The sequence below is a fragment of the Micromonospora marina genome (assembly GCF_900091565.1).
Lineage (GTDB): Bacteria > Actinomycetota > Actinomycetes > Mycobacteriales > Micromonosporaceae > Micromonospora > Micromonospora marina.
Genome location: NZ_FMCV01000002.1, coordinates 198,292 through 216,398, shown reverse-complemented (window position 1 = coordinate 216,398; position 18,107 = coordinate 198,292). Strand labels below are relative to the sequence as shown.

Below are 18,107 nucleotides of genomic sequence, written 5' to 3'. Positions count from 1 at the left end.
GTCGGGTCCGCACCGGCCTACGGTGATCGCATGCTGGTCTTCGTCACCACAGTGATCCTCTACGTCTTCGGTTTCGTCTTCCTGTACGGCGTGATCCGGGTCGGCGTCCGGCACGGCATCGAGGACGCCGAGGCGAACCGCCCCGAGGCGCTGCGCCGCCGGCAGCTCACCACCACCGAGGGCCGGGACTTCGCCCAGGAGAACGCGTTCCTCACCAATCCCAACTGAAGGACGAGGGTGGTGGAGGACCTGGCCAGACCGGCCCAGGTCCTCATCCGCATCGATCTTGTTCCACGTGAAACATCAGGCCGCCGCTTCGTGTCGCGTCACCTCGCGCAGCGCGGCGAGCAGCGTCTCCGGCTCCTGCGCGCCGGTGACCGCGTACTTTCCGGCCAGCACGAACGTCGGCACGCTGGAGACACCGAGCTGGTGGGCGGTGCGCAGGTCAGCGGCCACCTCCCGGCGGCCCAGGTTCGACTCCAGGTACTGCCGCGCCTCGGTCTCGTCCAGCCCGGCCTCGCCGGCCAGCGTGACGAGCGCGTCGATCGAGCCGACGTCGACGCCGTCGTGGAAGTGCGCCCGGTAGAGCCGCTCGACCATCTCGGCGGAGCGCCCGTGCTCGGTGGCGAGACGCACCAGCCGGTGCGCGTCGAACGTGTTCGCGGCCACCGCGCGGTCGAACCGCAGATCCAGGCCCGCGCCCGCGGCGACGCCCGTGACGTGCGCGGCCATGCCCTCGGCCTTGTCCCGCCCACCGAACTTGTCGCCGAGCGCCTCCAGCAGCGGCTTCGGCTCGGTGACCGGCGTCGGGTCGAGCTGGAACGGCCGGAACCGGACCGTCACCTCGCCGTCGTACGACTCCAGTGCCTGTTCCAGCCGGCGCTTGCCGATCCAGCACCAGGGGCAGACCACGTCGGCGTAGATCTCGATGTCCATGACCAGCGACAACCCTCCGGTCAGGAGATCTGTTCCCGGACCTGGCGCTTGAGCCGGGCCAGGATGGCGGTGCCGCCGCGTACCCGCAGTGGACTGATCGCCTGCGCCAGGCCCATCCGCTGGTAGAGGTCGTCGGGTACGGCGAGCACCTCCTCGGCGCTCGCCCCGGCCAGCCCGTCGGCGAGGATGCCGGCGAACGCCCGCGTGGTGGGCGCCTCCGGCGGGCAGTCGAAGACGGTGCTCACGGTCTTGTCCGTGTTCACCTCGGCGCGCAGGAAGAACGCGGTCTGGCACTCGGGGACCTGCTCCAGCTCCTCCCGGTTCACACCCTCGGGCAGGGGCGGGATCACGTCCGCGAACTCCAGCAGCATCTCCAGGACGACGTCGCGGGGCGCGGCGGCGAACTCGTCGACGATCTCGGCCAGCTTGGTCGGCATCTCGGGCATGGGTCGAGGCTATCCGCCGTCGGGTCTCGCCACCCGGCGGTGCCGAGCGGGGCCCCGCCGCGCGTGCGGGGCCCGCGCTCACACGTTCGGCGCGGCCTCGCTGATGTCGCTGAGCGCCGACCGGGGGTCGAGCTGCATGGCGAGGTCACCGAGGGAGACGATGCCGACGAGCTTGCGGTCGCTGTCGCACACGAGCACCCGGCGGATGTTGCGCTCGCGCATCAGCGCTGCCGCCTCGTTCGCCGTGCAGTGCTGCTCGATCATCACCACCTCACGGGTGATGATCGAGCCGATGGTGGTGGTGCCGGGGTCGGCGCGTTCGGCCACCGCCCGGACCACGATGTCGCGGTCGGTCAGCATGCCGGCCAGGGTGGCACCGTCGGTGACCACCACGTCGCCGATGTCCGACTCCTTCATCACCCGGGCCGCCTCGTCCAGCGGGGTCTCCGCCGAGAGATAGATCACCTGCCTGGTCATCACGTCACTGACGCGGTACATGAGAGCCTCCGAAAGCTTCGATCGATCCGTCTGCGGTACCCGGTGGCGCTCCCGCTACACCCCGTTGCGGCGCGTCGCGCCCACCTCGTCGCGCAGGCGCTCCACGACGGCCTCCGCCGGCAGTTCGGTGCGCTCGCCGGTGGCCCGGTCACGCAGTTCCACGTACCCGTCGGCCAGGCGGCGGCCGACCACGACGGCGCGCGGGATGCCGATCAGCTCGGCGTCGGTGAACTTCACCCCGGCGGACACGTGGGTGCGGTCGTCGACCAGCACGCGCAGGCCGGCGGCGGCGAGGCGCCCGCCGAGGTCGAGCGCCGCGTCGAGCTGCGGCCCTTTCCCGGCGGCGATCAGGTGTACGTCGCACGGCGCGACAGTGGCCGGCCAGACCAGCCCGCGGTCGTCGTGGTGCTGCTCGGCCACCGCGGCGACCGCCCGGGACACGCCGATGCCGTAGCACCCCATGGTGGGCCGGACCGGCTTGCCCTCGGGGCCGAGCACGTCGACCGCGAACGCGTCGGTGTACCGGCGTCCGAGCTGGAAGATGTGCCCGACCTCGATGCCCCGCCGGATGGTCAGCTCGCCGTCGGCGCAGGCCGGGCAGGGGTCGCCGGGCCGCACCTCGGCGGCCTCGATCGTGCCGTCTGGGACGAAGTCGCGCCCGCACACCACGTCGGTGGCGTGCCGGCCCGGCTCGTTCGCCCCGGTCAGCCACCCGGTGCCGGGCACGACGCGCGGGTCGACCAGGTAGCGGATGCCGTGCTCGGCCAGGACCTGCGGCCCGATGTAGCCGCGGACCAGTTCGGGGTGCGCGTCCCAGTCCTCGAAGACCGCCACTGTGGCCGGGGCGAGCACCGCCTCGACCCGCTTGAGGTCCACCTCGCGGTCGCCCGGCAGGCCGATCACCAGCGGCTCGCCCTGTTCGGCACCGGGCCGGCGGACGGTGAGGACCACGTTCTTCAACGTGTCGGCGGCGGTCCAGCCGGCGCGCCCGCCCAGCTTGCGGGCCTCGGCCAGCTCGACCAGGGCGGTGATGGTGGGTGTCTCCGGGGTGTCGTGCACCTCGGCGGGCGGGTGCGCGTCGGGGTCACCGGCGGTCGGGGCGCGGGTCACCACCGCCTCGGTGTTCGCCGCGTAGTCGCAGGCGGTGCAGCCGACGAACGTGTCCTCGCCGACCGGCGTGGCGGCCAGGAACTCCTCCGACGCGGACCCACCCATGGCGCCGGACATCGCGCGGACGGTGGTGAAGTCCAGCCCGAGCCGGGTGAAGACGCGTTCGTAGGCGGCCCGGTGCCGGTCGTACGCCGCCCGGAGCCCGGCGTCGTCCAGGTCGAACGAGTAGGCGTCCTTCATCAGGAACTCGCGCCCGCGCAGCAGACCGGCGCGGGGACGCGCCTCGTCGCGGAACTTGGTCTGGATCTGGAACAGCGTCACCGGGAAGTCCCGGTACGAGGTGAACAGGTCCTTCACCAGCAGCGCGGCCAGCTCCTCGTGGGTCGGCGCGAGCAGGTGGTCGGCACCCCTGCGGTCGGCGAGCGTGAAGATGTCGTCCCCGTACTCGGTCCACCGCCCGCTGGTCCGGTAGGGCTCGGCCGGGAGCAGCGCCGGGAAGTGCACCTCCTGGTCGCCGATCGCTGTCATCTCGTCCCGGACGATCGCGGTGATCCGGTCCAGCACGAGCTTGCCCAGCGGCAGCCAGGTGTAGCCGCCCGGCGCGGCCCGGCGGACGTATCCGGCGCGCAGCAGCAGCCGGTGGCTCGGCACCTCCGCGTCGGCCGGGTCCTCGCGCAGGGTCCGGAGCAGCAGGGTCGACGTGCGCAGCAGCATTGCCGCAGCGTACGGCGAGCGCTTGTGCCCGTGCGATCCCTTTCCGCCCTCGTGGCGGGTGAGGTTGTCGCAGGGGCGGGGTAGGAATGCGGCATGGGTGAGCGACCACTGTTGAAGCTGACGAGCTTCGTGCTCGACGCGCCGTCCGCACAGGACCTGGCCGCGTTCTACGAGCGGCTGCTCGGCTGGTCCCGCCGCGAGGACGAATCCGACTGGGTGGTGCTGACCCCGCCGGACGGCGGCCACTGGCTGGCGTTCCAGGACGAGCCGGCCTACGTGCGCCCGGTGTGGCCCGCCGGCCCCGGCGACCCGCCGATGATGACCCACCTGGACATCAAGGTCGACGACCTGGAGGCCGCCTCGGCGTACGCGGTGTCGGTGGGTGCGACACTGGCCGACTTCCAGCCGCAGGACGACGTCCGGGTGCACCTCGACCCGGCCGGTCACCCGTTCTGCCTCTACCTGTGACGGGTGACCGGCTCCCGCGCCCGGCTAGCTGACCTTCCTGCGGTAGATCGCGGTCGCGGCGGCGTAGGCGGCCAGGAGCAGGCCGGCGTACCAGGCGAGCGCGATCCAGACGTCGTGGCCGACGGTTGCTGCGCGAAGATCGCGCGGAGAGTGTTCAGGATCGACGTCACCGGCTGGTTGTCGGCGAACCACGCGACATCGCGGGATCGCGCGTCGGCGCGGTCACGTGGGCTTCTCCCCGCTGTCGCCGGCGGCGTCGATCGCCTTGCGGAGGCGCGCGCGCTCCTTGTTCAACCACTGCCTGCCGGAGTACGCGGACACGAACGTCTCGGCGAACTCGACCGGGTCGTCGCCGACGATGGCGCGGACGGGCGTGTTGTCGGCGGCCGCACGCTCCCAGAGGTCGGCGAAGTCGCCGAGCATCGTGACGAGCGTGTTCCCGTCGACGATGCCGCCCTGGTACGTGAGGTACCGCTGGAGGGCCATGGCTGCGCTCCGGTGGGGCTCCGGCAGGGCCTCCATGCGGGCCATGTGCTGCTTGTACTGCTTCTTCTGGTCGAGCGACCCGACGAGCGTCTCGATCCACTTCGCGGCCATGCTCATGCTCCTTCGTTCTGCGGGTTGTCGTTGTCACGAAGGTGGTCGATGCGCTCCGCGAGGACGTCCCACGTCCCCCAGAACTCGGCGAGTTGCTCCCGCCCCTTCGTGTTGATCGAATACACCTTCCGCGGGGGCCCCTTCTCGGAGGGAACCTTCTCCACGTCCACGAACCCGCGCTGCTCGATGCGGACGAGCAGCGCGTAGACGGTGCCTTCCGCGATGTCCGAGAAACCGCGGTCGCGCAGCCAGGTGGTGATCTCGTAGCCGTACGCGGATCGGCGGGCCAGGATCGCCAGGACGATTCCTTCGAGGGTGCCCTTCAGCATCTCGGTCATCTGATTGCCCATGCCCTCGTCTCCTCGCTACCAAGCGACGTTGAGTACCAGTAGAAAGTAACACTAGGTACCGGTACCTAGCAACACTTGATACCGCGGCTCTCGAAGAACCACGTCCTCTACGTTTGGCGGATGACCACCACTCCGTCGGCTCGCGCCGTGAGCCAGTACGCGACGGCCACAGGGAACCTCGCCGCCCGGATGGCGCTCCACTCGTACGGCACCAACCCGCAGGACTGGTTCGCCTGGCTCGGCGAGCGGCTGCCGCTGTCTGGCGACGTGCTGGAGGTGGGCGCCGGCACCGGCGAGCTGTGGCACCGGGTGAGCCATCGGGCCCGCCCCACGCTCACCGACTTCTCGCCCGCCATGTGCGCGCGGCTACGCGAGGTGCCCGGGGCGCAGGTGATGCGCTGCGACGCCGCGTACCTGCCGTTCGGCGACGGCACGGCCGACGCGGTGATCGCCAACAGCATGCTCTACCACCTGGACGACCCGGCCGCCGCGCTGCGCGAGTTCGCCCGGGTGCTGCGCCCCGGCGGGCGGCTCGCGGTCGCCGTGAACGGCAGCGACCATCTCGCCGAACTGAACGCGCTCGGCCCGGTCATCGGGCGCCCCGACCTGGCCGTCCGGTTCCACGACTCGAACGACGTCACCGCCGAGGCGACACCCGCACGGGTCGCCGCCCACTTCGACGACGTGACGGTCGAGCGCTACCCGGACGAACTGGTGGTGCCCGCCGTCGAGCCGATCCTCGCCTACATCGCCAGCATGATCGGGCCGCTCACCGCCGAGCAGGAGGACGCCGCCCGCGTCGCGATCGAAGCCCGCATCGACGCCGAAGGCGCCTTCCGGGTACGCAAGCACACGGTGCTGATCAGCGCGGCGCGCGGCTCCCGCTGAGCCGGACGAAGGCACGCCAGGCGTCGGGCGTGAAGGTGAGCACCGGCCCGCCCGGGTCCTTGCTGTCCCGCACCCCGACCACCCCGGCCAGATTGTCCGCCACCTCGACACAGTCGCCCTGAGTGCCGCTGCGTGTGGACTTCCGCCAGATCGCTCCGGTCAGCTCCACGAGGTCATCACGTCCTTCATCAGCTCGACCGACTGCCGGCGCGGTAGTGCCTCGCTGCGGACACTCTCCCATCTGGACAGCAGGATAGCCACGTCCTCGTCCTTGTCGACCACGACGCCGCCGAGTTGGTTCTCCAGGTGACCGACCCAGCCGCCGTCTGTTCCCCGGGCCAGCGCGAACGGCCCGACCAGGCCGACATGCATGGTGACCGAGGTCGGCACGATGTGGATGTCGACGTGCGGGCGCTCGGCGCACTCGACGAGGTGCGCGATCTGCTCGGCCATGAGCCCGCGATAGCCTTCGTCGGCGCGGCGCAGGACGGACTCCTCGATGACGGCGATGTACTTCGGGCGATCCGGGTCGGAGAGGATCGACTGCCGGTCCAGCCGTACCCCGAGGCGCCGCTCCACCTCGTCATCGGTGATCAGGTCGTCCGTGCGGATCATCGCGCGGGCGTAGTTCTCGGTCTGGAGCAGTCCGGGCACCAGGGTCGGTTGGTAGGTGCGCAACTGCTGCGCCTGGCGTTCGGCTTCGAGCCAGGGGCGGAACCAGCTCGGCTGGCCGTCGCGCTCGGCGAGCTTGAGCAGCGACATCAACAGCCCGCCGGTGCCGAGCACCTCGTCGGCCCGGGCGAGGAAGAACCGGTCGAGCGGCCGGTGGCCCAACTCGACGGCCGACACCTGGGAGCCGGAGAAGTGCACGAGCCTCCCGAACTCCTCCTGGCTCAGCTCGGCCCGTACCCGCAGCCGGCGCAGTTGCGCGCGGATCAGCTCGGCGGTCGGTTCGTTCTCCACACGCCCTCCCCATTCCGCCGCCGCTCTCCCGGCCTCTCCCCGGACCTGCAGCGACGACTTCCGAGCGTAGTGGTGACATCACCAGACTGTCACGCATGAACCTTCCCGTACCGCGGCTCGGGCCGTACCCCGATCGGCCCCGCCCCTACCCGCCGGACCACCCGGCCCACCTGCCGATCCGGCCGCTGTGGCTCTGCCGCGCCTGCGGCGGGCCGTGGCCCTGCGCCCAGGCCCGCCTGCTGCTCAAGGTCGAGTACGCGGACCACCCGGTCGACCTGGCCGTCTACCTGTCCGGGCTCTACCACGAGGCCACCCACGACCTGTTCCGCCTCAACCCGCAGGACGGGCCGACCCCGCGCGAGCTGTTCGAGCGTTTCGTCGGCTGGGGCCCCTACCGGCGGAGCATCACCGATACGATGCCCGCGCCATGACAGCGACCGGGGACTTCGACCTGACGACTGATGAGCTGCGCGAGGTGGCGCGGTACGCGGTCCAGCACGCGGAGGACGTCCTCCCGGTCTACGAGCGGGCGGTTCCCGGTGACCCGCGTCCCCGGGCGGCTGTCGACGCGGCCTGGACATTCGCACGCGGCGCCGCCCGGACGAAGCTCCAGCGGGTCACGTCCCTCGACGCGCACCGCGCCGCCCGGTCCGCTCCCACCGAGGCCGCGCGCCTCGCCGCCCGGGCCGCCGGTGACGCCGCAGCCGCCGCCTACCTGCACCCGATCGCGAAGGCCACCCAGGTCGGCCACATCCTGCGGGCCGCCGCCAACGCCGCCCGCGTCGCCGAACTGGAGGCCGGCGGCGCCGAGACCGTCGGGGACTCGCAGGTGGACCGGTCCCGGCGGCTCGCCACGCCCGTGCTGGTCGACGTGCTCCGCCGCTATCCGCCGCTGACCGGCGGCGGCAGCCGGGTCGCCCGGCTGATGAGCACCCTCGACCACGACCTGCGCCACCGCGAGGGCGCGTCGTGATCCTGCCGAAGATCCGCGACCCCCGGTTCACCACCATCCGCCGGGGCGGCACGCTTACCGACGAGCACCACCGTCTGCTCGCGCTCTGGGCGGCCACCTGCGCCGAGCACGTCCTCGGCCTGTTCGAGGCGGTCCGGCCGGACGATCCGCGTCCGCGCGAGGCGATCGAGCACGCGCGGGCCTGGGTGCGGGGCGAGGTCAGGATGATGCAGGCGCGTGCGGCCGGTGGCCATGCCATGGGGGCGGCCCGGGACCTGCGCGGGGCGGCACGCAACGCCGCGTACGCCGCCGGTCAGGCCGCCGTCGTGGCCCACGTCGCCGCCCACGAACTCGGCGCCGCCGCGTACGCGATCAAGGCGGTACGCGCGGCGGCGCCCGCCGGTCTCGGCGAGGCGGCCGGGCGCGACGAGTGCCGGTGGCAGCGCGACCAGCTCCCGGCGGAGATCCGCGAGCTGGTCCTGGACGACCAGCGCCTGCGCAACGACATCTGCTGGTCGGTCTTCGACTGCTGACAACCGCCCGGTCCGTCGAGAACAGTCACCGGCGGCGGCAACCATGGCGTGGACGGCTGGCGTCTCGGAAGGCGTCACGCTGATGCACCACCTGACCCCAAGGATCGGCTCGTGTGGACCCTCTGCTGACTGAGTTCGACCTGTTCGTCCGGACTCGCACCCCCGCGTTACTGCGCTCCGCCTACCTGCTGACCGGCGACCAGCACCTGGCCGAAGATCTCGTCCAGTCCGCGCTCGCCCGTACCCACCGTGCCTGGAACCGGTTGCACGAGACCGGCAACGCGGAGGCGTACACCCGGAAGATCATGTACCACCTGCAGGTCTCCTGGTGGCGGCGCCGCCGGGTGGCCGAGTCGATGCCGGGCGACGTGCCCGAGCCGCGCGGAGGCGACTCGGGCCCCGACCACGCCCAGCAGACCACCCTCCGGCTGACCCTCCGGGCCGCGCTGGCCCGGCTGTCCGCCAAGCAACGGGCCGTCCTGGTCCTGCGGTTCTTCGAGGACCGCACCGAATGCGAGGCCGCCGAGCTGCTCGGCGTGACCGTTGGCACAGACGTCGAGACATCCGCCACGTCCGGCGTCCAGGGCCAGCGGGACCGGTCCGCGCGGTGACAGACTGTGCGACGCACTTCTACCGGGACGTCTGAGGGGGGCGCCGTGCGCTGGCGCAGCTACGTGGCGGTGGGTGACAGCTTCACCGAGGGCATGGACGACGCATATCCGGACGGCAGCTATCGAGGCTGGGCCGACCTGGTCGCCACCCGCCTCGCCGCCGAGGCCGGGCCCGGCTTCGGGTACGCCAACCTGGCCATCCGGGGCCGGCTGTTCCCGAACGTGGTGGCCGAGCAGGTGCCCGCCGCGCTGGCCATGAAGCCCGACCTGATCAGCTTCGCGGCCGGTGGCAACGACGTGCTGCGCCGCAGCTTCGACCCGGACTCGTTCGTCCCTCGCTTCGACTCGGTCGTGCAGCGGCTGCGGTCCGGCGGCAGCGACCTGGTGTTGTTCCGGTTCGCCGACGTGATGGCCCGGCTGCCCGGCCAGCGGCTCGTGGCCCCCCGCGTCGCGCTGCTCAACCGGGCGGTCGGCGAGGTGGCCGACCGGCACGGGGCGATCCTGGTCGACCTGTACGCCGACGACACCTACCTCAACCCGCTGCTCTGGAGCACCGACCGGCTGCACCTGTCGGCCGCCGGGCACCGCCGGGTCGCCGCCCAGGTGCTCACCGCGCTCGGCGTCGGCTGCGACGAGGATTGGCTGATGGTGCCGGCACACCCGGCGCCCAGCCCGTGGCTCGCCGCGCGCGCCGCCGACCTGCGCTGGGCCGGCCGGCACCTCGCACCGTGGATCAAGCGCCGGCTGACCGGGCGCTCCTCCGGCGACTTCGTCACCGCCAAGCGGCCGGTGCTCGGGCCGGTCGAGCGCGACTGAGCGTGCGTACCGTCCACGCCGCCGACCTGCTGCGGCTGACGCTCGACGACCCACCCCGCGCGGGGCTCGCCGTCGTGGTCGCCGGTGACCGGGTCGAGGCGGTCGTGCCGACGGCCGAGCTGCCCGGCGCGCACCCCGGGGTGCGGGTGCGGCGGTGGGCCGGCACGCTCGGGCCGGCGCTCGTGCACGACGGCCCGCTGCCCCCGGCGCCCACACCCCGCGAACGGGTGCACGCGCTGTTCCGGCTCGGCGTCGCCGCAGTGCTCGACGAGCACGTCACCGACCCCGCGTTGCGGTCCGCCGCGAACCGCAACGAGGTGGCGGTGCTGGCCGCCACCCGGCCGCCCGCGTTGGTGCCCGGCGGGCGCGCCGACCTCGCCGTGTTCGATCCGGACGGCTCGTGCCGGGCCACGGTGGTCGCCGGCCGCCTGGTGCACCGCCGCGCCTGACCGGCACCATGCCCCACTGATCCGGCGTACCTTGGGGATCATGCCTGTGCCGAGCGATCCGCATCCCCACCTCCAGTCGTACGCCGACCCGCAGCGCCTGGTCACCACCGAGTGGCTGGCCGAGCACCTGGGCGACAAAGGGCTCGTGGTGGTCGAGTCCGACGAGGACGTGCTCCTCTACGACACCGGCCACATCCCCGGCGCCGTCAAGGTCGACTGGCACACCGAACTCAACGACCAGATCACCCGCGACTACCTGGACGCCGCGAGCTTCGCCGAGCTGTGCGCGGCCAAGGGCATCGGGCGGGACGACACGGTCGTCTTCTACGGCGACAACTTCAACTGGTGGGCCGCGTACGCCCTCTGGGTCTTCTCCCTCTTCGGTCACGCCGACGTGCGGCTGCTCGACGGCGGCCGGCAGAAGTGGGTCGCCGAGGGGCGGGAGCTGACCCGGGACAGGGTGAACCGGCCCCGCGCCTCGTACCCGGTGCCGGAGCGCAACGACGCGCCGATCCGTGCGTACCGGGAGCAGGTCATGGCGCACGTGGCCGCAGGCCGGCCGCTGGTGGACGTGCGTTCGCCCGGCGAGTACACCGGCGAGATGCTGCACATGCCGGACTACCCGCAGGAGGGCGCGCTGCGCGGCGGGCACATCCCGGGCGCGGTGAGCAAACCGTGGAAGTCCGCCGCGAACGACGACGGCACGTTCAAGTCCGCCGACGAGCTGCGTGCCATCTACGCCGACCAGCTCGGGCTGAGCCCGTCCGACGACGTGGTCGCGTACTGCCGGATCGGCGAGCGGTCCAGCCACACCTGGTTCGTGCTGCACCACCTGCTCGGGTACCCGCAGGTGCGCAACTACGACGGCTCGTGGACCGAGTGGGGCAACCTGGTCCGGGCCCCCGTCGTGAAGGGCGACCAGCCCGGCGGTCTGACCCGCTGAGCGTCCCGGCCGGTCCCGCCGTCACCGCGGCGGGACCGGCCGGTTCCGCTCGTCTCCGCCGGTCCGGCGGCACGGTCAGCGGGCGGCTATCGACAGCCGGCCGGGGACGTCGCTCGCCACCCAGTCGACAGCGCCGGTCTCCGGTCGCCACCGGGCCAGCCCGGCGTCGTAGCGGAGCAGCAGGTCGCCGTCGGCGGTCCAGCCGTACACCTCGCAGCACCCCTTCGCCCGGTCCTCGCGGCCCAGGTCGAGCAGGCGGGTCACCGCCCCGGTACGGGCGTCCAGCACCGCCACGCCCTCGGCGCCGATCGTCGTGCCGGCGGCACCCGCGGTGGTGGTCCACCCCGCCTGGCCGATCCGGTCGCCGCGCTGCCAGCCCCGCCCGTAGACCTCGTTCACCTGGTGACCGGGGGGAAGCTTCCCGGCGGTCACCGGCCGCCGTTCCGGCGCGCCACCGGAGGCGGGGAACCGGCGCACGGCCAGACCGCCGTCCCCGGACCAGCCGCCGACCGTGAACAGGTCGCCGGCAGCCCGGGCCGGGTCCGGCACGACGAGCGTCCACGGGTCGACCGGGAGCTTCCTTGCCGATCCGGTGCGCCGGTCCAGCTCGTACGCGGTGTCGTCGTCCCCGACCAGCAGCCGGTCCCCGGCCCAGACGACGTGTTCCAGGTAACCGGCGAGCGGATAGCGGCGGACCCCGCCGTCGGTCAGGCCGACCACGACGACCTCACCGGTCTGGGCGAACGCGGCCGTGCGGCCGTCCGGGGACAGGCTGCCCGGCTTGAGCGCTGCGGCCTCGTTTCCCTCGGCGTCGCGGGTGGGCGCGAGCGTCACCACGTCGAGTTCCCGGACCATGCCGTCGGCACCCAGCACCCGGACCGGGCCGGCGTCGCCGGTGTCCGGGTCGACGGGCTGGTACAGCGCCAGCGCCCGGCTCACCGGACGGTCGGAGAGGCGGTAGGCGACCCGGTCGCCGAGCCGGCCCAGCGGGTCGCCCGCCTGTCCGAGCCGGTCCGGGGGCCGCTGCACCACAGGCGCGCTCGGTGCCGACGTCACACTCGGTCGGGGTGCGGCCGGGGGCGGGCCGGACCGGTGCAGCAGTGCCGTCGTACCGCCGCCGAGCAGGAACACGGCGACGGCCGCGGCACCGGCGGCCCGGCGGGCGCGGCGGACCCGCCCGGCCCGCTCCCATCCCGTCTCGGCCGGCCGGGTCGGCCGGATCTCCGCGGCGGTTCGGGTCAGCAGCCGGGTCAGCTCGGGCTCGTTCACGGGCTCGCCTCCATCCCGGTCACCAGGTCGTCTCCGGACGCGCCGGGGGCGGGTACGACGTCGCGCAGCCGGCGCAGCGCGTCGTGGCACTGGCTCTTGACGGTGCCGACTGTGACACCGAGCGCCTCGGCGGTGGCGACCTCGGTCAGGTCCTCGAAGTAGCGCAGCACCACGACGGCCCGCTGGCGTGGGGGCAGCCGGTCCAGCGCCGCGCGCACGGTGAGCCGCAGCGCGGCGTCGGTGTCGGTGCCGGGCCGGTCCGGCGGGTACGCGCTGAGCCACTCCCGCCGCCGGCGCCGCCACCAGGAGACCGCGTCGCGGTAGAGGATGGCGCGCACGTACGCGGCCGGGTCGCCGTCGCGCACCGAGGACCAGCGCAGTGCCAGCTTGAGCAGCGCGTCCTGGAGCAGGTCCTCGGCCTGGTGGCGGTTCCCGCAGATCAGGTACGCGGCGCGCAGCAGCCGGTGCTGGTGCGCCTCGACGAAGGCGAGGTAGTCCGCCCGCCCGTCGTCCGCGTTCCGCCCCATCCGGCACCTCCCTCCGTCACCCGCCAGACGCGCGGGACGGGGGCAAAGGTTGGGTCAGGTAGCGCTGAATCGTCGGGCCGGGTGCGCGGCCGGGCTGACCCGGCTCGCCGCCGCACCGCCGGCCGTGCGACCGCTGCGGAATCTGCTGCTCCAGGCGAGGGTCGCGGGTGAGCGTGGCGGCCAGCAGGGCCAGAGCCGGCGTACGCAGGGAGTCCCCCACCTGCGAGCAGACGGCGGCGGACCAGAGCTACCGGTAGTCGCGGCCCGGACGGCGGTGGTAGTCATGCCGGGAGACGGTGCGCCCTGCACCCGGTCGAGGGTCAAGCCGCCGGGGGACAACGGGACGGACACTGTCGGCGCTGACCGGTACGGTGAGCGCCGAAAATCCGAACCGGGAGCGCGATTGGACCGCACCTTCCAGGTGGACCTCCGTGGCGTGGTCGACCTGCTCAGTCATCACCTCTACGGCAGTCCGCGGGTCTACGTGCGCGAGCTGCTCCAGAACGCCGTCGACGCGATCACCGCTCGGCGGTCCGCCGAGCCGGAAGCCCCGGCGCGGGTCCGCGTCGAGCCGCCGGAGCTGACCGGCGACGGGACGCTGCGCGTGCACGACACCGGCATCGGCCTGACCGAGGCGCAGGTGCACGAGCTGCTCGCCACCATCGGCCGCAGCTCCAAGCGCGACGAGCTGGGCTTCTCCCGGCACGAGTTCCTCGGGCAGTTCGGCATCGGCCTGCTCTCCTGCTTCCTGGTCGCGGACGAGATCCGGGTGGTCACCCGGCACGGCGACGAGCCCACAGTGCTCTGGACGGGCTGGTCCGACGGGCGGTACGCGGTGCGGATCGCCGAGCCGGAACAGGCCCGGAACGAGCCCGGCACCACAGTGACGCTGGTGCCCCGGCGCGACGCCGACCAGTGGCTCGGTGTGCCCACCGTCACCGAGCTGGCCCGCCTCTACGGCGGCCTGCTGCCGGTAGACGTCCGGGTCGGTGACACGCCGACCACCTCCGGTCCGCCGCCGTGGCCGACCACGCCCGGTGCGCCCGCCGACCGGGCCGCCCTCCAGCGGTACGCCCAGGAGCTGCTCGGGTTCGTCCCCTTCGACGTGGTGCCGCTGTCGGTGCCCGAGGCGGGCCTGACCGGCGTGGCCTTCATCCTGCCCGCCGCGGTGAACCCGGCCGCCCGGGCCGGGCACCGGGTCTACCTCAAGCGGATGCTGCTCAGCGAGCACGCCGACGGGCTGCTGCCCGAGTGGGCCTTCTTCGCACACTGCGTGGTCGACGCCAGCGAGCTGCGCCCCACCGCCAGCCGGGAGGCGCTCTACGAGGACGCGCTGCTCACCTCCGTCCGGGAGGCGCTCGGCGACCAGATCCGCGGCTGGCTGGTCCGGCTCGCCAAGCACGATCCGCGCCGGCTCGGCGAGTTCCTCCAGGTGCACCACCTCGGGGTCAAGGCGCTCGCCATGCACGACGACGAGATGCTGCGGCTGGTCGACCAGTGGTGGCCGATGGACACCAACGTCGGCACGCTCACGCTCGCCGAGTTCCGGCAGCGGCACGGCGTGCTCCGGTACGCCGCCAGCCTGGACGAGTTCCGCCAGCTCGCCGCCGTGGCCGCCGCACAGGACCTGGCGGTGGTCAACGGCGGCTACACGTACGACACCGAGCTGATCGAGCGACTGCCCGCCGTGGACCGGTCGGTGCTGATCGAACGGCTGGAGCCGAGCGACCTCACCACCCGGTTCGAGATCCTCGACCCGGCGACCGAGCTGGCCCTGCGGCCGTTCCGCACCGCCGCGCAGCGGGCCCTGGAACGGCTCGGCTGCGAGGTCGTGATCCGGGCGTACGACCCGGTCTCGCTGCCGGCGCTCTACCTGGTGTCCCGCTCGGCCGCGTTCCACGACCAGCTCGCCGCCAGCCGGGACAGGGCCGACGAGCTGTGGGGCGGGGTGCTCGACGCGCTCGCCGCCTCCGCCCCGCCGGACCGCCCGCAACTGGTGCTCAACCACCGCAACCCGCTGGTCCGCCGGGTCACCACGCTCGCCGACCCGGAGCTGGTCGGGCTGGCCGTCGAGGCGCTCTACGGGCAGGCCCTGCTGCTCGGGCACCACCCGATCCGGGCGGCCGACGCCGCACTGCTGAACAGTTCCTTCCTCGGCCTGCTCGGCCGGGCCGTACCAGGAGAGACCCGTGACTGACGACGACCTCTGGCGGATGCACCACGAGATCGAATCCATGCCGTACGGCCCGGGGCAGATCGCCGCGCTGGAACAGCTGCTGCGCCGCGCCGACGCGGGCGACGACCGGCACCTCGCCTTCGCCGCCCGGGTCACCGGCACCACCGCGTACGTCTACGGCGGCGAGCCGGCGAAGTCCTTCGTCACGTTCTCCTGGTGCCTGGCCGAGTACGACAAGGATCCGCAGCCCTACCACCAGCGCTACACGCACCAGCTGCTCTGGTTCTTCAAGTACATGGTCAACGCCATGGTGAAGTTCCCGGAGCTGCCGCTGGACCGGACGTACGCGGTGCTCGACGACATGGAACGGCGCTACCGGGAGTCCGGTCACTCGCTCCAGGCCGTCCACAAGCACCGCTACCTGGTGGCCGCGCACGTGGGCGACGAGGAGGCGGCGGAGCAGTGGTACCGCAAGTGGATGACCACCCCCCGCGACGCGTTGTCCGACTGCGCCGGCTGCGACCCGACCACCCAGGTCGCGCACCTGGTGCGGCACGGCCGGCACGAGGAGGCGGTGGCGCTGGCCGAGCCGGTGCTCGCCGGCCGGCTGACCTGCAACGAGCAGCCACAGGGGATCCTCACCGCGCTGCTCACGCCCTACCGTGAGACCGGCCGCACCGACGCGGCGCGGGACGCGCACCGGGAGGCGTACCGGCGGATGCGCGGCAACCTCGCCGACCTGTGGGACATCGGCGAGCACATCGAGTTCTGCACCGTGACCGGCAACGAGGCCCGCGCGCTGGAACTGGTCGAGCGGCACCTGGACTGGCTGGACCGGGCACCCACCCCGGCCGCCGCGATGCACTTCGCGGCCGCCGCCTCGGCGGCGCTGCGCCAGGTGCCGGCCGAGCTGACGGTGCACCGCCGCGCCTCCGGCGAGCGGCCGGCCGCCGACGCGCCGGCCGGTGCGCTCGCCGACGAACTGGCCGGTACGGCGACCGCGCTGGCCGAGCGCTTCGACGCGCGCAACGGCACCACGCACCAGTCCGGGCTGATCGCCCGCAAGCTGTCGGCCGGGCCGGTCGGCGAGCACCTGCCGCTCTCCGCGAGTCTGCGCCGTCCGCCGGTCCCGGCGCCACGGACCGGCGCGGACGCTCCGGTGGCTTCCACGCAGCCGGTCACCGTGCCGGCCGACGCCGGTGCCGACGAACTGCTCGCGCTGGCCGAGGAGTGCTGGCGTACCAACCGCCGGGACGGCCTGGTCGCCGCGTTGCGCGCGTACGACGAGCGGTTCGGCGACGCCGACCTGCCCGCGACCACCCGGGCCTGGCGGCTGGAACTGCGGGCCGGTGAACTGTCCCAGGACGACGACGGCGTGCCGGTGGCGATCGCTGTCAACCGGGAGGCGCTGGCCGCGTGGCGGGAGGTGCCGGACCCGCTGCGCGCCCAGGTGGTGGCCGGGCGGCTCGGTGTGCTGCTCAGCATGGTCGAGGAGAGCGCGGACGAAGGGCTGGCCCTGGCGCGGGAGTCGGCCGGTTACCTGACCGAGCACGGTGGGCCGCGTGACCGGGCGGCAGGCTGGGACCGGCTCGCCCTGGCCCACGTGCACCGCGAGCAGTGGGCGGAGGCGCTCGACGCGCTCGACCGGGCCGAGGCGGAGGCGGGCGCCGATCCGTGGCTGGCGGGCCGGGTCGCGCTGCACCGCACGCACGTGCTGGAGCAGTTGGAGCGGGCCGAGGAGTTCCGGGACGCGGCGGCGCGGTCCCGCCGGCTGGCGGGCGAGCTGGGCGACGCCGAGATGCTCACCGGCGCCTGCCTCGCGTACGCCCGCGCCACAGACGATCCGGCCGACGCGGTGGCCGCGTGCGGGGAGGCGCTGTCGGTCGCTCCGGCCGGCGCCCACCTGCCGCTGCGGGTGACCCGGGGCCGGGCGCTGATGGCCGCCGACCGGTCCGGCGAGGCGGTGGAGGATCTGGCCGAGGCGGTCACCCTCTGCGTCGAGCAGGGGCTGGAGGGCGATGCGCTGCTGCGGTGGGAGCTGGCCGAGGCGTACCGGGCGGCCGGGCGGCTCGCGGAGGCCGCCGAGGTGGCCGAGGAGGCGGTGCTCGGGCTCGACCGGGCGGGCGCGCAGGCCGAGGCGGACCGGTGCCGGCACATGCTGTCCGGCATCTACGCGGGTCTCGGCGAGACGGATCTGGCGCTGACGGTGCTCGACACGTTGGCCGACAACCTGGACGGGCCGGACAATCTCCCCCACCGGGCGCAGGTGCTGGAGGAGTCCGGTGGCCTGCTCTACGACGCCGACCGGGACGCCCTGGCGGCGCAGCGGTTCGCGGCGGCGGCGACCGCCTGGCGGCTGGCCGGCTACCAGGTGGACGAACTGCGGGCCCGGCGGCGGGAGCTGCTCGCCCTGCACTGGTCCGGTGACCTGCCGGCCGCGGTGGCGGCGATCGAGCGGGTGGACGAGGCGGCGGCCGCGCTCCCGGCCGGGGCCGAGGAGCCGCCGGTGGTGACGTACGAGCGGGCGATGGCCGCCGACGCGGTGGCCCGGGTGCTGATCGGGGAGGACCGTCTCACCGCCGCGTTGGACCGGGTGGACGGCGTGCCGGAGCGCCTGCGGTCGATCGAGGCGTTCGGCGAGGCGGCGCAGGTCGAGGTGCTGACCGGCGAGCTGCTGCTGCGCGACGGGCGGCCCGAGCAGGCCGAGGCGCTGTTGCGCCCGGTCCTCGGCGGGCTGCCCTCCGGTTCCCGCCCGGCCACGCAGGCCGCCTGGCTGCTGGCCCGCGCGCTCGACGAGCAGGGCCGGGACGCCGAGGCGGCGAAGGTCCGCGCCGACCACGGCATCGAGGAGAACTGACACG

Annotated in this window: 22 protein-coding genes; 12 read left to right on the top strand and 10 right to left on the bottom strand. The window is 73.5% G+C overall.

Annotated features, from left to right (window positions below; translation table 11 throughout):
- The first annotated feature begins 30 nt into the window (after positions 1–30).
- Entirely contained in the window at positions 31–228 is a 198-nt protein-coding gene (locus tag GA0070215_RS03600) for a hypothetical protein (protein ID WP_018785617.1), read from the top strand.
- A 75-nt stretch (positions 229–303) separates the two neighbouring features.
- Here the strand turns inward: GA0070215_RS03600 and GA0070215_RS03595 are convergent, their stop codons facing one another.
- From GA0070215_RS03595 to GA0070215_RS03580, 4 genes are all read right to left on the bottom strand, one after another.
- Entirely contained in the window at positions 304–936 is a 633-nt protein-coding gene (locus GA0070215_RS03595) for a DsbA family oxidoreductase (protein ID WP_091041726.1), read from the bottom strand.
- Positions 937–956: 20 nt separating this feature from the next.
- Positions 957–1,382, bottom strand: a complete 426-nt coding sequence (locus GA0070215_RS03590) for a SufE family protein (protein WP_091041723.1) — start codon at positions 1,380–1,382, stop codon at positions 957–959.
- A gap of 78 nt (positions 1,383–1,460) precedes the next feature.
- Positions 1,461–1,880 (bottom strand): CBS domain-containing protein, encoded by a 420-nt coding sequence (locus GA0070215_RS03585; protein ID WP_018785614.1) that lies wholly within the window; start codon positions 1,878–1,880, stop codon positions 1,461–1,463.
- A 54-nt stretch (positions 1,881–1,934) separates the two neighbouring features.
- Positions 1,935–3,704 carry a proline--tRNA ligase gene (locus tag GA0070215_RS03580; RefSeq protein ID WP_091041719.1) on the bottom strand — a complete coding sequence of 590 codons (1,770 nt, stop codon included), beginning with the start codon at positions 3,702–3,704 and terminating at the stop codon, positions 1,935–1,937.
- 93 nt (positions 3,705–3,797) lie between these two features.
- Between GA0070215_RS03580 and GA0070215_RS03575 the strand changes: the two genes are divergently transcribed.
- Positions 3,798–4,172 carry a VOC family protein gene (locus GA0070215_RS03575; RefSeq protein ID WP_091041713.1) on the top strand — a complete coding sequence of 125 codons (375 nt, stop codon included), beginning with the start codon at positions 3,798–3,800 and terminating at the stop codon, positions 4,170–4,172.
- Between the two features lie 222 nt (positions 4,173–4,394).
- On the opposite strand, the gene GA0070215_RS03565 is transcribed toward GA0070215_RS03575, so the two are convergent.
- Positions 4,395–4,769, bottom strand: coding sequence for a DUF1048 domain-containing protein (locus GA0070215_RS03565; RefSeq protein ID WP_091041709.1), 375 nt, complete (start codon positions 4,767–4,769; stop codon positions 4,395–4,397).
- Positions 4,770–4,771: 2 nt separating this feature from the next.
- Positions 4,772–5,119 carry a PadR family transcriptional regulator gene (locus GA0070215_RS03560; RefSeq protein ID WP_091041704.1) on the bottom strand — a complete coding sequence of 116 codons (348 nt, stop codon included), beginning with the start codon at positions 5,117–5,119 and terminating at the stop codon, positions 4,772–4,774.
- Positions 5,120–5,239: 120 nt separating this feature from the next.
- Between GA0070215_RS03560 and GA0070215_RS03555 the strand changes: the two genes are divergently transcribed.
- Positions 5,240–6,007 (top strand): class I SAM-dependent methyltransferase, encoded by a 768-nt coding sequence (locus GA0070215_RS03555; protein WP_091041700.1) that lies wholly within the window; start codon positions 5,240–5,242, stop codon positions 6,005–6,007.
- Here GA0070215_RS03555 and GA0070215_RS03550 read toward each other — a convergent pair.
- Both GA0070215_RS03550 and GA0070215_RS03545 read right to left on the bottom strand, forming a co-directional pair.
- Positions 5,982–6,176 (bottom strand): DUF397 domain-containing protein, encoded by a 195-nt coding sequence (locus GA0070215_RS03550; protein WP_018785607.1) that lies wholly within the window; start codon positions 6,174–6,176, stop codon positions 5,982–5,984. The two genes, GA0070215_RS03555 and GA0070215_RS03550, sit on opposite strands and share 26 nt — an antisense overlap.
- Complete coding sequence (locus GA0070215_RS03545) at positions 6,167–6,970, bottom strand: helix-turn-helix domain-containing protein (protein ID WP_018785606.1); 804 nt, start codon at positions 6,968–6,970, stop codon at positions 6,167–6,169. Before GA0070215_RS03545 ends, GA0070215_RS03550 begins: the two co-directional genes overlap by 10 nt.
- A 95-nt stretch (positions 6,971–7,065) precedes the next feature.
- Here GA0070215_RS03545 and GA0070215_RS03540 point away from each other — a divergent pair, with 95 nt between their 5' ends.
- From GA0070215_RS03540 to GA0070215_RS03510, 7 genes are all read left to right on the top strand, one after another.
- Positions 7,066–7,401, top strand: a complete 336-nt coding sequence (locus GA0070215_RS03540; protein WP_018785605.1) for a hypothetical protein — start codon at positions 7,066–7,068, stop codon at positions 7,399–7,401.
- Positions 7,398–7,943 (top strand): putative immunity protein, encoded by a 546-nt coding sequence (locus GA0070215_RS03535; protein WP_091041696.1) that lies wholly within the window; start codon positions 7,398–7,400, stop codon positions 7,941–7,943. Before GA0070215_RS03540 ends, GA0070215_RS03535 begins: the two co-directional genes overlap by 4 nt.
- Positions 7,940–8,455, top strand: a complete 516-nt coding sequence (locus GA0070215_RS03530; RefSeq protein WP_091041693.1) for a putative immunity protein — start codon at positions 7,940–7,942, stop codon at positions 8,453–8,455. Before GA0070215_RS03535 ends, GA0070215_RS03530 begins: the two co-directional genes overlap by 4 nt.
- Before the next feature lie 113 nt (positions 8,456–8,568).
- Positions 8,569–9,066 carry a SigE family RNA polymerase sigma factor gene (locus GA0070215_RS03525; protein ID WP_091041689.1) on the top strand — a complete coding sequence of 166 codons (498 nt, stop codon included), beginning with the start codon at positions 8,569–8,571 and terminating at the stop codon, positions 9,064–9,066.
- 45 nt (positions 9,067–9,111) lie between these two features.
- Entirely contained in the window at positions 9,112–9,882 is a 771-nt protein-coding gene (locus GA0070215_RS03520; protein ID WP_091041686.1) for an SGNH/GDSL hydrolase family protein, read from the top strand.
- 2 nt (positions 9,883–9,884) lie between these two features.
- Positions 9,885–10,331 (top strand): hypothetical protein, encoded by a 447-nt coding sequence (locus GA0070215_RS03515; protein WP_091041683.1) that lies wholly within the window; start codon positions 9,885–9,887, stop codon positions 10,329–10,331.
- Between the two features lie 40 nt (positions 10,332–10,371).
- Positions 10,372–11,274, top strand: coding sequence for a sulfurtransferase (locus GA0070215_RS03510; protein ID WP_091041680.1), 903 nt, complete (start codon positions 10,372–10,374; stop codon positions 11,272–11,274).
- Positions 11,275–11,349: 75 nt separating this feature from the next.
- Here GA0070215_RS03510 and GA0070215_RS03505 read toward each other — a convergent pair whose 3' ends face one another.
- Together GA0070215_RS03505 and GA0070215_RS03500 are read right to left on the bottom strand one after the other, a co-directional pair.
- Entirely contained in the window at positions 11,350–12,543 is a 1,194-nt protein-coding gene (locus tag GA0070215_RS03505; RefSeq protein ID WP_091041678.1) for a hypothetical protein, read from the bottom strand.
- Entirely contained in the window at positions 12,540–13,070 is a 531-nt protein-coding gene (locus GA0070215_RS03500) for a SigE family RNA polymerase sigma factor (RefSeq protein WP_091041675.1), read from the bottom strand. Before GA0070215_RS03500 ends, GA0070215_RS03505 begins: the two co-directional genes overlap by 4 nt.
- Before the next feature lie 403 nt (positions 13,071–13,473).
- On the opposite strand from GA0070215_RS03500, the gene GA0070215_RS03495 reads away from it, so the two are divergent.
- Together GA0070215_RS03495 and GA0070215_RS03490 are read left to right on the top strand one after the other, a co-directional pair.
- Positions 13,474–15,267 carry an HSP90 family protein gene (locus GA0070215_RS03495; RefSeq protein WP_091041673.1) on the top strand — a complete coding sequence of 598 codons (1,794 nt, stop codon included), beginning with the start codon at positions 13,474–13,476 and terminating at the stop codon, positions 15,265–15,267.
- Positions 15,260–18,103, top strand: coding sequence for a hypothetical protein (locus GA0070215_RS03490; RefSeq protein WP_091041670.1), 2,844 nt, complete (start codon positions 15,260–15,262; stop codon positions 18,101–18,103). The genes GA0070215_RS03495 and GA0070215_RS03490 overlap by 8 nt, the downstream gene beginning before the upstream one ends.
- The last annotated feature ends 4 nt before the right edge of the window (positions 18,104–18,107 follow it).